Genomic DNA, 15,249 nt, shown 5'->3' with positions numbered 1-15,249 from the left:
CTACAGCGTGATGAGATGAGGCTTGATCGCTGCAACGACGGAGGTGCTCTCCCTCTCCCGCTCGCGGGAGAGGGTCGGGGAGAGGGTAATTCCGCAATGGGACAATCCCCAAGAGGAGAAAGCCCTCACCCGGCGCTTCGCGTCGACCTCTCCCGCAAGCGGGCGAGGTGAAGGGAGCCGCGGCAATCGATTCTACCTAAAGCCATTCCGCTTTAGTCCTTGCCCTCGCGCTGGCGCAGATAGTCATCCGTCGTCCGCGGCGGCGTTCGTTCCGGGACGCCTTTGAACGGATCGAATTGCTGCTCGCTCATGACGATGACGCGGCAGTCCGCGCACATCCTCAGTGCCTCGATCCGCCGGTCGCCGGCCGGATACATCCAGTGCCGGCCCTCGAGCTTGGCTGCGATGCGGTCGATCGTGCTCTTGACGCCGAAGGCCGTGCCGCAGCGGACGCAGAGTGCGGGCTCCTCTTCCTTGATGATCGTCGCGGGAGCGCGCGCCGCGCGGAAATCGATCTGCGGCTTGAGGCTGATGACTTTTTCCGGACAGGTGCTCTCGCACAGGCCGCATTGCACGCAGGCATCCTCGATGAATTTCAGCACGGGCCGCTCGGGATCGTCCCGCAGCGCGCCGGTCGGGCAGGCCGAGACGCAGGAGAGGCACAGCGTGCAGCCATTGGTGTCGACGGTGATTGCGCCGATCGGCGCACCCTGCGGCAAGGCGATTACGTCGACCGGCTGCGGCGCCAGTCGATGCAGCTCGCTCAGGGTGAACCGCAAGAGGTCGCGCCGCTTGCCGACGGTCCTGAAGGTCGCGGGCGTCGCGACCGCAGAGAGCGTGCCGATGTCGGTCAAATGCTCGCCCAACGCATCGGGGTCGTCGGTTTCGATGGTGGCGAGGCGACGGCCCGCAAATCCAAGGCCGCCGAGGATCGCTTCGGCCATCGCGATCGTCTGCGACAGTCCGGTCACATCGTGGCGCGGCTTGGCACGCAGCAGGAAGCGCACAGCGGATACGCCGTGGGCGAAGGCGCCGACAATCGCTTCCAGCCCCAGCTGTGTGAGCTCGTTGACGGCAAAGGGAAGCACGTTCGCCGGCAGGCCGTCGCCATGCCGCGCGAGGGCATCGATCAGAGGCGTGCCGTGCGGGCTGTCGTGAAAGAGCAGCACCGCATTCGCGCCGCCGGCCTCGCGGTAGGCGAGCAGCATGGCGCGGATTCTCTGGAGCTGCGCATCGGCGGGCGGCAGCGTGTAGGATACCGCACTGGTGGGGCAGGCAGCTGCGCATTGGCCGCAGCCCGCGCAGATGTTCGGATCGATTGCGACATGATCGCCGACGGGCGTGATCGCCCCGGTCGGGCAGAGATCGAGGCAGCGATGGCAGCCGGTGCGCTTCGAGCGCGAATGGGCGCAGAGCGCGGGGGCAACGTCGACATATTTCGGCTTGTCGAAGCTGCCGACGAGATCGCGCGCGGTCAGCACGGCACGGAGCACTGCAGCGGGATCCTTCGTGTCGGCGCGCAGATAGCCGTCGCGCAGGTCGTGAGCCGGAAACAGCGGCACATCGCCGGAAAGATCGAGGATGATATCGCAGCGCGAGGTGACTCCGCTTCGCGGCGGGTCCAGCACGAAACGATCGCGCGAGGAGGGGCGGGGACGCGCATAGTCGTCGATCGCAAGCTCGAACGCGCCGAAATGTCCCTTTGCGGAGCGGATCGTGCCCTTCACGATCGGAAAGACCGTTGCAGCTGGCGGCACCGTGTCATCGAGCTGCTTCAGCATCACCGTGACGTCGAGGTGATCGGCAAGCAGGCGGCCGGCTTCGATCGCGGCCTCATCGCGCCCGTAGATCAGGATCACGCCCTCGCTCGACAAGGTGACGAGCGGATAGTCCGGGGCAGGGATGGAGGCGGATGCGAGCAGGGCGGCCATTTTCGCGCCGGCGCGCGCGCCGTCGCGGGACCAGCCGGCCGTTTCGCGGATGTTGACGAAGCTGATCGCATCGGCCCGTTCGCCGGCCTCGTCCGAGAACTGCGCAGCCTGCTGTGTGCAGGCCACCGTCAACACGCCGTCTGCCGCGGAGATCTTGCGGAAGTGATCGAGCTCCGCACCGCAGAGGTGGCGAAAGCTCTTGACCTCGCTGTTCGGGCATCCGCGCCGGATCGCAGCCACGTCGAGGGGCATCGTGTCTTCGCACGAGCAGATCAGGACGGTCTTCGACGGCTGCTCCAGGTTAACCCCTCCGCCATTCGGACGCCGACGACGGACTCGCGCCGGCCCTTCGCCTCGTATAGACATTATCCATCGGGAAGAAAAGGAAAGCGGAGGACGGCCTGTCGTCGACCCCAGTCAACCATGTTTCCCTGGCGGAACCTATTCACTTGCCGCCGCCGTTCACATTGGTGCGATTGCGCGAGAGCGGAGATGCCTTTGCCCATGCATGCCGCATCGCACCGGAGGCCGGTGCCGGCACGCTGGTCTATGTCGGCCGCTTCGACCTCGCAGAGTTCGCCGTGGTGCTGGAGCCGGCCGAGCCGTTGCGGAGCGCGCGCCGCGCCTTTTACGCCGGCATGGTCGCGCTTGCCGATGCCCTCAGCGCCTATGCGCCGCCGAGCAAGCCGATCACGATCAATTGGCCGGACGCTGTCAGGATCGACGGGGGGCTGGTCGGCGGCGGACGAATGGGCTGGCCATTCGCAGCTGACGAGGATGCGCCGCCGCCCTGGCTGGTCTTCGGGGCCATGATCCGGACGGTTGCCATGAACGATGACGATCCGGGCGTCCACCCGCTGGCCTCGGCACTCGACCAGGAAGGTTTTGGCGAGGCTGGCGCGGCGCAGATCACGGAAAGCTTTGCCCGGCACCTGATGTTGGCGCTGGATGGCTGGCGGGTCGACGGCTTTGACAGCGTCGCGCGCGACTATCTCGCTCGGATGCCGCGTGAAAGGCAGACAGTTCAGCGCATTGACGATCGCGGCGATGTCCTGACGCGCCGCATCGGGACGGATCGGGTCCAACGAAGCGACCTCGTGCAGGCGCTCGCGACGCCGTCCTGGCTCGATCCGGCCCTCGGAGGACCGCGCCTGTGAAGCTCCTGCGCACCATCGCGCTCGATCCCTCCGACACCTTCGTGTTCGACGTGGCGGCGGAACCGGGCGAATGGGCCGTCTCAGGCGCTTTCCGCTTCTGGGATCACGACGCTGCCAGGCTTGAGGGCAAGGCGCGCGCGGCGTTTCGCGGCGGTTTCCTCGGGGTGCAGTCCTGGGGCTGGTCGACGCTGGCGCAGATCGTTCCGGCAACCGAAGACGATTGTCGCAGCGTGGTCGATCTCCTGGCGAGGCAACTCGTCGATCGTTTCGGCGCGCCGGACATGACGACAGCGAAAACGGCCGCGGAAGAGGAGGTCGCTTTCGCGCAGTCGCTCTGCAGCCATCCGATCAGCTCTCTCATTGCAGTGCACCGCACCTCGAGCGACGGCGAAGTCCGCGAGTCGTTCCGCCGGCTGCAACTCCGGCAAGGGCAGGGGCACAGCAAGGCGTTCTCGTTCATGGAAATCGAGGACGAGGTCCAGCCTGACGGCGATCTCAGGCTTGCGGATCTGGGCCGGGAGCCGCCCGTCCGATGAACGATTTCTGGATCGCCTGTGGTCATCACCTGCTCGATCGCGACGAAGGCGGTGGGCTCCGTGTCACGGACGAATTCCTCAAGGCCTATCTTGCCCGCCCCGAGCTGATGCCGCCGGATGACGCATGCCCGGTCGAACGCCGGCTGCACCGCGAATTGCTCGCCGACCCGCGCCAGGCGGTCAGCGCCGGCGAAATCGCCGGGATCGTCGATGCCGATGCCCGGGAGAATTGGCAGTTGGTGCTGGCGTTCCGCGATCTTCTGTTGCGGCATCCGACGCTCGAAGCCGCCTATCTTGCATCGGTGAGATCGGGCGCGAACGATTTGCCGCCGCTGTTCGTCAACCAGCTCGTGCACGTCATCCTGCGGAATGCGCTCGATGGCTGCGACGACCCGTTCGTGCTGCGGGCGGCCGAATTGTTCTTCCGGACCCAGCGCATCCTGCCGCATGAGCACGCCCTGTTGCTCGGCGACGAGGAGATCGTCGGCGGCCGGAGCCCGACCCCGGTGCTCTCTCTGATGTCGATGCTGGGCGCCACCACCGATGCCGTGGTTGAGGTGCTAAGCGAGGAGAATGTCGAGGCCTATTGGCAGCGCAGCGACCAGTTCGACATGGCCCTCGACCTTACGGCCGGCGGCCGCGGGCCGGTTGCCCTGGCGCAGGCGATGACGCGCTGGCTCTCCCATCTGCTCGGCATCGACGTCATGATCGAGCCGCTGCGCGCGCTGCATGAGGCACGGCTCACCTGGTATGTCGGGCTCGATGCCGACGCCACGAGGCTAGGCGACCGGCTGTGGCACGGCGAAGAACTCGGCGAGCGCGACGGCGACCGTGTGCTCGCGCTGTTCCGCCTGACGTTTGCGGATTCAGACCGCGCTCTTGACGATGTCGGGGGTGAACCGGTCTACCTGATCCTGTCGATGACGGCGGATCAGAAGCTCCGGATGAAGCCACAGAATCTGCTGACCGGGCTGCCGGTGAAGCACCTGGAGATGGCGACATGAGCCCTGCGGCGTTGCCCACCCTCTCGATTGCCGTCGGCGTCGTGGTCGAGCGGCGCAAGGCTGACTCGCCGTGGGCCGATTTCATCTGGCGCGGAATTGCCGTCCTGCCAGACGAGCCGGTGACCCAGCCGTGGACCGTGCTTCGCGAACAGGACGGCACGACCCTGTTCTATGCCGGAAGCGCGACCGTCGATCTCTATCCGTCCGAGACGGCGCGCTATCGCGACAATCTCGCCTCCGGCAATCCGAGCATCTGGACTGTGCTGTCGCCCTCGGACGGCGCCTGGCCCTATGCCGTCACCGCGGTGACCGCCGACCCCGCCGAGGGCGAAGGCTTTACCGAAGCCGCCGACAATCTCGTCGAGGCCGTGCCGATGCCGGAGGTGCTGCGCGAAGCGATTGAAAGCTTCGTGGCCGAGCACCATGTCGAGCGGGAATTCGTCAAGCGCAAGCGGCGCCGCGCCGACCCGGAGGCGCTGGCACGGCGCGAGCATGAAGGCGGACAGGAATGAGTGAGGAGGAGTTCCTTGCGCGTTGGTCGCGCCGCAAGCGCGAATCGCAAGCGGAGCCGGCGAAGCCTGCTGCGGCGCAGCCCGCGCCGCCGTCCGAGGTCAAGGACGACGAGGGCGAGTTCGACCTCTCTAGTCTGCCGTCGATCGACGAGATCAGTGCTGCGACCGACATCACGGCCTTCCTCAGCAAGGGTATTCCTCGGGAGTTGAGCCGTGCGGCTCTTCGCCGCGCCTGGGCGACCGATCCCGCCATTCGCGACTTCGTCGGACTTGCGGAGAATGCATGGGACTTCAACGACCCGACCGCGATGCCGGGTTTTGGACCATTGGATTACTCGTCGGAGGAACTGGCCGCACTGGTCGATCGCATCGTCGGCGGAGTGCGCGAGGCAGCCCAATCTCTCGCCGAGGCGGCGATCGAGACAGCGGATCCTTCGGTCGAATTGCATCAAGCAGATGTGACAGTCATTTCCAATGTCGTTGAGCCGCCGGATGAGACGGAGCACCTGGCAATTCCTGTTGCAGTGCAACCGATGGCGTCCGACATATCTGCGGATGATGCCGAGCCCATCGGGCGTCGTACGCACGGCGGTGCACTGCCGCGCTGAGAGGCACGACCAAAGGCTATAGTCCGAGGCTATGGCAATGATTGACGGTCCTTGGAGCCGGGATTACGCTCCCCTTAGTGCCTTGTAAGAAAAGGCAATAATCAGCAGACGGGACTTGGATGGGAGGTCCACGTGCGTGATGACGGGCTTGATCGCGCGATCGATGCCGCGGGCGGCATCGCTCAGCTTGCGCGCAAAATAGGCATCAGCCAGCCCTCCGTGTCGAATTGGACTCGCGTGCCCGTACAACGGGTGATTGCAGTCGAAACCGCCACCGGCGTTTCCCGGAACGATCTGCGGCCCGATCTCTACGGCGAACAAGCCGGCTCCGCCGAGTTCGTCGATCCCATCGATGCGGCGCGCGCACAGGAATACGCGCTGCTGGCAACGCTGCTGTCGGCGCCTCCGTCGAAACACCTGCTCGATCAGCTCGCCGCGTTGAGCGGTGACGCGACGCCCCTCGGGCGCGCGCATGCGGCGCTGGCCGATGCCGCCTCGAGCGCCGTCGCAGCGAAAGTCGAGCGGGAGTATTTCGATCTGTTCGTTGGGCTCGGCCGCGGCGAACTGCTGCCCTATGCCTCCTATTATCTCACCGGCTTTCTCAACGAACGGCCGTTGTCGCGCCTGCGCGGCGACCTGACGGCGCTCGGCATCGTGCGGGTCGCCAACAATTCGGAACCCGAAGATCACGCCGCCATCCTGTGCGAGATCATGTCCGGCCTTGCCGACGGCCGTTTCGATGCCTCGCCCGAGGCGCAGCGCGCCTTCTTCGAAAAACATGTGTCGCCCTGGATGGGGCGGCTGTTCGCCGACATCGAGAGCGCCGGGGACGCCCGTTTCTATCGGGCGGTCGGCGCGCTCGGCCGCACCTTCATCGAGATCGAGACGGAAGCATTCACATTCGCCAACTGACCGAGGCGCCTTGGTCCGGGAGAGATGCGATGAGTGACGAGACGAAAGCAAAGGTCGGACGCCGCGATTTCCTTCGCAGGGTCGGCTTGGGCACGGCCGGTGTCGGCGCGACGCTTGCGACACCGTTGGTCGGGTCCGCGCAGGCGGACAGCGAAAGCAACGATGAGAAGCGCAAGGCGCGCTACAAGGAATCCGATCACGTAAAGACGTTCTACCGCGTCAATCGTTATCCGGCCTGAGAGGGAGGCTGCCCGTGCTTATCAAGCGAACACACCAGCGTTCCGATCGCCGAGGTTCCGTCGCCGAATCCCTTGCGGGCCAGGGCGGGGGACTTGATCGCCGCACATTCCTGCGCAAGTCCGGCCTGGCCGGTGGCGCTCTCGCAGCGTTGGGGGCCATGCCCGTCGTCAACGTGCGCAGGGCGGAAGCGGCCGCTGCCGGCCCGCTCGCGGCCGGCGCCACCGTGAAGAAGAGCGTCTGCACGCATTGCGCCGTGGGCTGCACCGTGACGGCGGAAGTGCTCAATGGAGTCTGGATCGGGCAGGAGCCGAGCTGGGATTCGCCGATCAACCGCGGCTCGCATTGCGCCAAGGGCGCTTCGGTGCGCGAGCTCGTGCACAGCGATCGTCGCCTGCGCTATCCGATGAAGCTGGTGAACGGGCAGTGGACGCGTGTGTCGTGGGACACGGCAGTGAACGAGATCGGCGACAAGCTGCTCCAGGTTCGCGAGAAGTCGGGCAGCGATTCCGTCTACTGGCTCGGCTCGGCCAAGATGACCAACGAGGGAGCCTACCTGTTCCGTAAGCTCGGTGCATTCTGGGGCACCAACAACACCGATCACCAGGCGCGGATCTGCCACTCCACCACCGTCACCGGCGTCGCCAACACCTGGGGCTATGGCGCGATGACGAACAGCATCAACGACATGCGCAACTCCAAGACGATGCTGTTCATCGGCAGCAACGCCGCGGAAGCGCATCCCGTCAGCATGCAGCACCTGCTGGAATCCAAGGAGCTCAACAAGGCGAACTTCGTCGTTTTCGATCCGCGCCTGACCCGCACCGCGGCGCATGCCACCGAATATGTCCGGATCCGTCCCGGCACCGACATTCCCGTGCTCTACGGCATGATGTGGCACATCCTGAAGAACGGTTGGGAGGACAAGGAATTCATCGCCCAGCGCGTCTACGGTTTCGACGACCTGCGCAAGGAGGTCGAGAAGTGGAACCCGCAAGAGGTCGAGCGCGTCACCGGTGTGCCCGCCGCGCAGCTCGAGCGCGTCGCCAAGATGTTCGCGACGGTCAAGCCCGCGACCATCATCTGGTGCATGGGCCAGACCCAGCACACGGTCGGCACCGCCAACGTGCGGGCGAGCTGCATCGCGCTGCTGATGACCGGCAACGTCGGCAAGGCCGGAGCCGGCGCCAACATCCTGCGCGGCCATGACAACGTGCAGGGCGCGACCGACGTCGGCCTCGATATCGTGACGCTGCCGTTCTACTACGGCCTTGCGGAAGGCGCCTGGAAGCACTGGTCTCGGGTCTGGGAGGTCGAGTACGACTATCTCGTCTCCCGCTTCGACGAGAAGAAGCAGATGGAGACGCCAGGCATCCCGCTGACGCGGTGGTTCGATGCCGCGCTGCTGCCGAAGGCCGATGTCGCACAGAAGGACAACGTCAAGGCCGTATTCGTGCAGGGCCACGCCAGCAACAGCATCACCCGCATTCCGGAGTCGCTGAAGGGGCTGAAGGCGCTGGAGCTGTTGGTGATCGCCGACCCGCACCCGACCACCTGGGCATCCCTGGCGGTCGAGGCGGGACGCAAGGATGGCGTCTACATCCTGCCCGTGGCCACGCAGTTCGAATGCACGGGATCGCGCGTCGCCTCCAATCGCTCGCTGCAGTGGGGCGAGCAGATCGTCAAGCCGATCTTCGAGTCCAAGGACGACCTCGAGATCATCTATTTGCTGGCGAAGAAGTTCGGCTTCGCCGACAAGATGTTCAAGAACATCAAGGTCGAGAACAATCTTCCGGTCGCCGAGGACGTGCTGCGCGAGATCAACCGCGGAAGCTGGTCGACCGGCTACTGCGGGCAGTCGCCGGAGCGCATCAAGGCGCACATGAAGAACCAGCACAAGTTCGACCTGGTGACGTTGCGCGCGCCCAAGGACGATCCGGAGGTCGGCGGCGACTATTACGGCCTGCCCTGGCCGTGCTGGGGCTCGCCCGAGGTGAGGCATCCCGGCTCGCCGCTGCTCTACAACAACAATCTGCACGTGATGGACGGCGGCGGCGCGTTCCGCCCACGCTTCGGCATCGAACGCGAGGAGAAGCTGCCGGACGGCACGACGCGGAAGGTGAGCTTGCTCGCCGACAAATCCTTCTCCAAGGGATCGGAGATCGAGGACGGCTATCCCGAATTCACGCTGGCAAGCCTGAAGAAGCTCGGCTGGGACAAGGATCTCACCGAGGCTGAGATGGCGACGATCCAGAGGGTCAACCCGGCCAATCCGGATGCGGTGTCCTGGGCGGTGGACCTTTCCGGCGGCATCCAGCGCGTTGCGCTGAAGCACGGTTGCGTGCCCTTCGGCAACGGCAAGGCGCGCATGAATGCGTTCGGCCTGCCGGACCCGATCCCGGTGCACCGCGAACCGATCTACACGCCGCGCGTCGATCTCGTCGAGAAATACCCGACCTTGCCCGACGCCAAGCAGTTCCGCCTGCCCAATATCGGCTTCTCGGTGCAGAAGGCGGCGGTGGAAAAGGGGATCGCCAAGCAGTTTCCGCTGATCCTTTCCTCGGGACGTCTCGTCGAATACGAAGGCGGCGGCGAGGAAACCCGCACCAATCCATGGCTCGCCGAATTGCAGCAGGACATGTTCATCGAGATCAGCCCGGCTGATGCCGCCGATCGCGGCATCAAGGACGGCGGCTGGGTCTGGGTGAGCGGTGCCGAGAACAATTCACGTGCCAGGATGAAGGCGCTGGTGACCGAACGCGTCGGCAAGGGGGTCGCCTGGATGCCATTCCATTTCGGCGGCTGGTTGGGCGGTGCCGACCTGCGCAAGAACTATCCCGCCGGCACCGACCCGATCGTGCTGGGCGAGAGCGCCAACACGATCACGAGCTACGGCTACGATCCTGCAACCGGCATGCAGGAGCCGAAGGTTACGCTTTGTCAGATCGTCGCAGCCTGAGAGGAGCACGCACATGGCTCGGATGAAATTTCTCTGCGACGCTGATCGCTGCATCGAGTGCAACGCTTGCGTCACCGCCTGCAAGAACGAGCATGAGGTGCCCTGGGGCATCAACCGGCGCCGCGTCGTCACCATCAACGACGGCAAGCCGGGCGAGCGATCGATCTCGATGGCCTGCATGCATTGCACGGACGCGCCCTGTGCGGCCGTGTGCCCGGTAAACTGCTTCTACACCACCGCCGATGCCGTGGTGCTGCATTCCAAGGACCTCTGCATCGGTTGCGGCTATTGCTTCTACGCCTGCCCGTTCGGCGCGCCGCAATACCCGAAGGTCGGGAACTTCGGCTCACGCGGCAAGATGGACAAATGCACCTATTGCGCCGGCGGTCCGGAGGCCGACGGCAGCAAGGAGGAGTACGAGAAATACGGTGCGAACCGGCTGGCCGAAGGCAAGCTGCCGCTATGTGCCGAAATGTGCTCGACCAAGTCGTTGCTTGCAGGCGACGGCGAGATCATTGCGCAGATCTACAAGGAGCGCGTCATGAAGCGCGGCTATGGCTCGGGCGCATGGGGCTGGAAGACTGCATATCGCGAGACAATTGAGTCCTGACGTGGGCAGCCGAAGGGCGCGCAAGACCGGGGAGGACGTGATGGCGTCGTTTGGAAGGTTCATTCGTCTGGCGTTGGGCGCCTGGGCGCTGCTTCTCTTGATGACGGTGGTGCCCGCGAGTGCTCAGCAGGTCAACCCGACCGCGAGCGCGGTCAAGGAGCAGCAGCTTCTGCAGGAGCTCAACCGGATTCAGGGCCGCGTCAGCATTCCCGATCAGCGCTCCGGCGTTCTCGAGCAGCCGCAGGGACGGGAATGGCGGGAATTCCGCAATGTGACGCTGCCCTGGATCGGCGGCATTGCGATCCTCGGCATGACCGCGGCCATCGTGATCTTCTATCTTACCGTCGGGATGGTGCGCCTCGAAGCCGGACGGTCGGGCCGCACCATCGTGCGCTTCAACGGGTTCGAGCGGTTCGTGCACTGGATGACGGCAAGCTGCTTCATCGTCCTGGCCATTTCCGGGCTGAACATCACGTTTGGCCGGCCGTTGCTGTTGCCGCTGATCGGCTTCGAGGCTTTCTCGGAATGGTCGCAATGGGCCAAGTACGCTCACAACTATCTGAGCTTCCCGTTCACCATCGGCGTCGTCCTGATCTTCCTGATGTGGATCGGCGGCAATATCCCGAGCAAGGTGGATATCGAATGGGCGAAGCGCGGCGGCGGCCTGATCGGACATGACCATCCGCCGGCCTACCGCTTCAATGGTGGCCAGAAGATGATCTACTGGATCGTCGTGATTGGCGGCGGACTCGTCGCAGCGTCCGGCTATGCGCTGATGTTCCCGTTCTACGGCACCGGGATCGAGGGCATGCAAATGGCCCAGATCGTCCACTCGATCGTGGCGGTCCTGTTCGTCGCGGCGATGATCGCGCACATCTATATCGGCACCATCGGGATGGAAGGTGCGTTCGAGGCCATGGGCTCGGGCGAAGTCGACGTCAACTGGGCTCGCGAGCACCATAGCCTCTGGCTCGACGAGCAGAAGGCGCGAACAGGACCGAACGACGGACAACCGCGACCCGCAACGGCCGCGGCCGAATAAGCGGAGCCCGACGCGGGCGCTCCGGCCTAAAGCATGATCCGGAAAGGTGCGCAGCGGTTTTCCCTCGCGACAAACGCGGAACGCGTTTGCGCGGAGATCATGCTTAAGCAACAACCTAAAGCGCGATGACGATTCATCCCAATCGCACCGCGCTTTAGTGAGCCGGCTCTTTCGCAAACAGGACGGAGCGATCCTGCAGCTCCTGCTCGGGGAGCTTGTTCGCCTGGCCTGTCTGCATGTCTTGAATTGACGCCATGCCGTGCTCACCGAAATGGAACACTGTATGCGACCTGAACACGTTGCTGGCTACACCAGCGAGAAGCATGGCTGCAATGAGCGAGAGCATGAGGGGTTTCATGCGCATCTCCGTTTGCCATCTCCACCCGGCATGACGAATACATCCAGATTGTCCGGCCGCATGTGAGCCACTTCACAGCGATCGGTTCCAAGACCGTTGAAACGGAGCCTGTTCTGGAAATGGCCAGCACTTGCGGCATCAACATGCAATCCATCCTCAGATTGGATGACGTCGTGCGGCGGGCATGTCCGTGATCCCCTGCCGGCCCTCGAAACCGCCTTCGATGTCCTGAAAAAACCCTACACGATGATCAGCAATGCGAAGGAGACCGAGCAGGCGGGTATTGACCGAGCTGAGCCAGGCGCAGAGATGGCGGCAGGCGTCTGATATCGCAGGCACGCGACCCGGCTCCCCGCGATCAGTGCGGCCGTGATGGCGCCTGCCGATGAACCGGTCACCCAGTCGATCGGTGAGCGAAGAGAGCTGAGCGCTTCAAACACACCGGCATGATATGCACCGAGGCCGAGACCGCCGGAGAAGACGACAGCGGTGAGCGGGAGCTCAGCTGCTATCGCGCCGCTCGGCTCAGCGCGATCAGGCAAAGCCGGCTCCGCCGCTTGCCAGCCTGGAAGTCAGGCTGATCACCGGTATCCTCTGTAACGGCGCGCATAGGCGTAACGGGGATTGATGCCGCAATAGGCGTTCGTTCCCGATGCGGTTGCCATGCATTGAGCGTAACTGGCGAACTGGCAATTGCCTGGATAGCCCCAGATCCGGCCCTGGAGGCAGTAGCGATCTTGCGCCACCGCGGCGGTCGAGGAGGCGAAGCTGCCCATGATCGCGAGAGCGGCGGTCGCCGTGAGCAATAGATATTTCATCTTGGGTCTCCAATTCCGACATTGAACGCGGCTCGTGATGCGGGGTTCCAATGGCGCGCGCGGCGCGCATGCTCGTCATTTGAGGCGAGCCATCAACCTATGTAACGTCAACCCATGTAACGTCGCTCGGTGCGCATCGCGGCTAAGGTGCCCTCGCCGGGCATCGTGTTCGGCGAGATGATCGCCGATCGCGAGTAGGCGGCGGATAGCCTAAAGCGCGATGAGATCAGGATCAATCGTCATCGCGTTTCAGGTTATTGTTCGAGCATGATCTTTTCGGAAAACCGCTGCCCACTTTTCCGGATCATGGTCTAGCTAGCCCGGTAGAGGGGTATCGGCGACGTCCAGCAGTGCGCCGAGCCCGTGGCGAAGGCGTCGCGTCCCGATGGTATCATTCGCGAGGCCAAACATCACGAGCGAGCGGGCGGTCACTGCGTAGGCGTGCCCGAACTCGAACTCGGCCATGGGCGCGTCAGGCCGATTGGTGTCGATCAGGCTCAGCCAGCTGCGCCCGTCGGTGACCTCCGGCAGGGTAAAGTTCACGACATCATGATGCGCGTTGTAGACCAGCAGCATGGTCGCATCCGAGCCCCGACGCTTGATCCCGGTCTCCTGCGCGCGGCCGTCGAGCAGCATCCCGAAGCATTTGGCATTGCCATCCTGCCATTGCTCGGTCGTCATCTCCTCGCCGGATGGCGACAGCCAGGTCACGTCCTTGACGTCGAGTTCCTCGTTGTGCGAGCCGACCAGGAAGCGGCTGCGGTAGAGGATCGGAAACGCCTTGCGGGTCGCAATCAGCTTGCGGGCGAATTCGCGAAGGCTGCGGCCGTTCGCGGTGATACCCATCCAGTCGAGCCAGGTGGTCTCGTTGTCCTGGGCGTAGGCGTTGTTGTTGCCATTCTGGGTGTGCCCGAACTCGTCGCCGGCGAGCAGCATCGGCGTGCCGTGGGAGAGCAGCATCGTCGCCAGCAGATTCCGCTTCTGGCGCTCGCGCAGCGCGGTGATCTCGGGGTCGTCGGTCGGCCCCTCGGCGCCACAGTTCCAGGAATGGTTGTTGCTGTGACCGTCGCGATTGTCCTCGCCATTCGCCTCGTTGTGCTTGTCGTTGTAGGAGACGAGATCGTTCAGGTTGAAGCCGTCATGGGCCGTGACGAAGTTGACGCTGGCCCAGGGCCGCCGTCCGCGCTTGTTGAAGAGGTCGCCGGATCCCGATACGCGCTTGGCAAAGTCGGCCAGCGTGCCCGGGTCGCCCTTCCAGAAGGCGCGCACCGTGTCCCTGAACTTGTCGTTCCACTCGGCCCAACCGGGCGGAAACCGACCGACCTGGTAGCCACCGGGTCCGATATCCCAGGGCTCTGCGATCAGCTTGACGCTTGAGAGCACGGGATCCTGGCGGCAGGCGTCGAGGAAGCCGCCGCCCTCATCGAAGCCGTATGGTTCGCGCGCCAGAATGGTGGCGAGGTCGAAACGGAAGCCGTCGACCCGCATCTCGGTCGCCCAGTAGCGCAAGGAATCGGCGACGAGTTGCAGCACGCGCTGATGCGAAAGATTGACGGTGTTCCCCGTGCCGGTGTCGTTGATGTAGTAGCGTTTCTTGTCCGGCAGCAGGCGGTAATAGCTGGCATTGTCGATGCCCTTGAACGACAGGGTCGGGCCGAGCTCGTTGCCTTCCGCGGTGTGATTGTAGACGACGTCGAGAATGATCTCGATGCCATGGGCGTGAAACTGGTTGACCATGGCCTTGAACTCGTTCGCGGACGGCGTCTTGAGGTAACGCGGATCAGGCGCGAAGAAGGCGATGGAATTGTAGCCCCAGTAGTTGCGCAGGCCCTTCTCGACCAGATAGCTGTCGTCGACGAAGGCATGGATCGGCAGCAACTCGGCGCTGGTGATGCCGAGCGAGCGTAAATAGGCCGGGACTTCCGAATGTGCCAGGCCCGAGAACGTGCCGCGGTCGGCTTCCGGCACCAGCGGATGCAGCTGGGTAAAACCCTTGACGTGCATCTCGTAGACGATCGTTCGCTCCCAAGGCACTTCCGGCTTGCGTGCCGCGCCCCAGGTGAAGGCGGGATCGATCACGCGGCATTTCTGCATCAAGGGCGCGCTGTCGCGTTCGTCGTAGGAGAGATCCTTGTCGGCATGGTCGAGCCGGTAGCCGAACAGCTCCGGTCCCCAGCGGAGCTGGCCGACCAGCTGCCTGGCGTAGGGATCGAGCACGAGCTTCTTGGGATTGAAGCGGTGGCCGGCGTCGGGTTCGTAAGGGCCATGGACGCGGTAGCCGTAGACGGTACCCGGGCGGGCGGAGGGCAGATAGCCGTGCCAGACTTCGTCGGTGTATTCGGGAAGCTCGATGCGCTCGAGCTCGGTTTCGCCGGTATCATCGAACAGGCACAGCTCAACCTTGGTGGCATGGGCCGAAAACAGCGCGAAGTTGACGCCGAGTCCATCCCAGGTGGCGCCGAGCGGAAACGGTCTGCCCTCGGTGATCCGGGTGCGGCGCAGGCTCGAGGCCGCCCGCGTCAGGGCGTCGTCCGAATGTACTGTTTGGTCCATCCTTCCCCCCGA

15 protein-coding genes are annotated in these 15,249 nt (G+C 64.4%); 10 read left to right on the top strand and 5 right to left on the bottom strand.

Translation table 11 applies throughout. From position 1 onward, the window contains the following. Window positions 1–212 precede the first annotated feature (212 nt). Window positions 213–2,183 (bottom strand): 4Fe-4S binding protein, encoded by a 1,971-nt coding sequence (locus tag ACM42_RS00730; protein ID WP_271526216.1) that lies wholly within the window; start codon window positions 2,181–2,183, stop codon window positions 213–215. Between the two features lie 197 nt (window positions 2,184–2,380). On the opposite strand from ACM42_RS00730, the gene ACM42_RS00725 reads away from it, so the two are divergent. The 10 genes from ACM42_RS00725 to ACM42_RS00680 all read left to right on the top strand — a co-directional run bounded on the left by ACM42_RS00725 (window position 2,381) and on the right by ACM42_RS00680 (window position 11,508). Continuing rightward, a complete protein-coding gene (locus ACM42_RS00725; RefSeq protein WP_271526215.1) occupies window positions 2,381–3,088 on the top strand; it encodes a biotin/lipoate--protein ligase family protein in 708 nt (235 codons plus the stop codon). After that, window positions 3,085–3,624, top strand: coding sequence for a DUF6505 family protein (locus tag ACM42_RS00720; RefSeq protein ID WP_271526214.1), 540 nt, complete (start codon window positions 3,085–3,087; stop codon window positions 3,622–3,624). Before ACM42_RS00725 ends, ACM42_RS00720 begins: the two co-directional genes overlap by 4 nt. After that, entirely contained in the window at window positions 3,621–4,628 is a 1,008-nt protein-coding gene (locus ACM42_RS00715; RefSeq protein ID WP_271526213.1) for a DUF6352 family protein, read from the top strand. The genes ACM42_RS00720 and ACM42_RS00715 overlap by 4 nt, the downstream gene beginning before the upstream one ends. Next, window positions 4,625–5,140: a DUF3305 domain-containing protein gene (locus ACM42_RS00710; RefSeq protein ID WP_271526212.1), complete on the top strand. Its 516-nt coding sequence runs from the start codon at window positions 4,625–4,627 to the stop codon at window positions 5,138–5,140. The genes ACM42_RS00715 and ACM42_RS00710 overlap by 4 nt, the downstream gene beginning before the upstream one ends. Next, window positions 5,137–5,748 (top strand): DUF3306 domain-containing protein, encoded by a 612-nt coding sequence (locus ACM42_RS00705; RefSeq protein WP_271526211.1) that lies wholly within the window; start codon window positions 5,137–5,139, stop codon window positions 5,746–5,748. The genes ACM42_RS00710 and ACM42_RS00705 overlap by 4 nt, the downstream gene beginning before the upstream one ends. A 132-nt stretch (window positions 5,749–5,880) precedes the next feature. Continuing rightward, window positions 5,881–6,660: a molecular chaperone TorD family protein gene (locus ACM42_RS00700; protein WP_271526210.1), complete on the top strand. Its 780-nt coding sequence runs from the start codon at window positions 5,881–5,883 to the stop codon at window positions 6,658–6,660. A gap of 29 nt (window positions 6,661–6,689) precedes the next feature. Further along, window positions 6,690–6,899 carry a twin-arginine translocation signal domain-containing protein gene (locus ACM42_RS00695; RefSeq protein WP_271526209.1) on the top strand — a complete coding sequence of 70 codons (210 nt, stop codon included), beginning with the start codon at window positions 6,690–6,692 and terminating at the stop codon, window positions 6,897–6,899. A 14-nt stretch (window positions 6,900–6,913) separates the two neighbouring features. Next, window positions 6,914–9,856: a formate dehydrogenase subunit alpha gene (locus ACM42_RS00690; protein ID WP_271526208.1), complete on the top strand. Its 2,943-nt coding sequence runs from the start codon at window positions 6,914–6,916 to the stop codon at window positions 9,854–9,856. Between the two features lie 13 nt (window positions 9,857–9,869). After that, the gene (gene fdh3B, locus ACM42_RS00685; RefSeq protein ID WP_027571966.1) at window positions 9,870–10,466 is read left to right on the top strand and encodes a formate dehydrogenase FDH3 subunit beta; all 597 of its coding nucleotides are present in this window, start codon (window positions 9,870–9,872) and stop codon (window positions 10,464–10,466) included. A gap of 40 nt (window positions 10,467–10,506) precedes the next feature. After that, entirely contained in the window at window positions 10,507–11,508 is a 1,002-nt protein-coding gene (locus ACM42_RS00680; protein ID WP_271526207.1) for a formate dehydrogenase subunit gamma, read from the top strand. Window positions 11,509–11,662: 154 nt separating this feature from the next. Here the strand turns inward: ACM42_RS00680 and ACM42_RS00675 are convergent, their stop codons facing one another. From ACM42_RS00675 to glgX, 4 genes are all read right to left on the bottom strand, one after another. Beyond that, on the bottom strand, window positions 11,663–11,866 hold the full coding sequence (locus tag ACM42_RS00675; RefSeq protein ID WP_271526206.1) for a hypothetical protein: 204 nt from the start codon (window positions 11,864–11,866) through the stop codon (window positions 11,663–11,665). A 239-nt stretch (window positions 11,867–12,105) separates the two neighbouring features. Then, complete coding sequence (locus ACM42_RS00670; RefSeq protein WP_271526385.1) at window positions 12,106–12,306, bottom strand: hypothetical protein; 201 nt, start codon at window positions 12,304–12,306, stop codon at window positions 12,106–12,108. 141 nt (window positions 12,307–12,447) lie between these two features. Beyond that, a complete protein-coding gene (locus ACM42_RS00665; RefSeq protein WP_271526205.1) occupies window positions 12,448–12,684 on the bottom strand; it encodes a DUF3551 domain-containing protein in 237 nt (78 codons plus the stop codon). A 315-nt stretch (window positions 12,685–12,999) separates the two neighbouring features. After that, window positions 13,000–15,237: a glycogen debranching protein GlgX gene (glgX, locus tag ACM42_RS00660; RefSeq protein ID WP_271526204.1), complete on the bottom strand. Its 2,238-nt coding sequence runs from the start codon at window positions 15,235–15,237 to the stop codon at window positions 13,000–13,002. Between the last annotated feature and the right edge of the window lie 12 nt (window positions 15,238–15,249).

Origin of the sequence: Bradyrhizobium sp. CCBAU 25338, from assembly GCF_028128965.1 — a bacterium.
Classification (GTDB): domain Bacteria; phylum Pseudomonadota; class Alphaproteobacteria; order Rhizobiales; family Xanthobacteraceae; genus Bradyrhizobium; species Bradyrhizobium liaoningense.
This window is presented reverse-complemented; position numbering and strand designations above follow the sequence as displayed.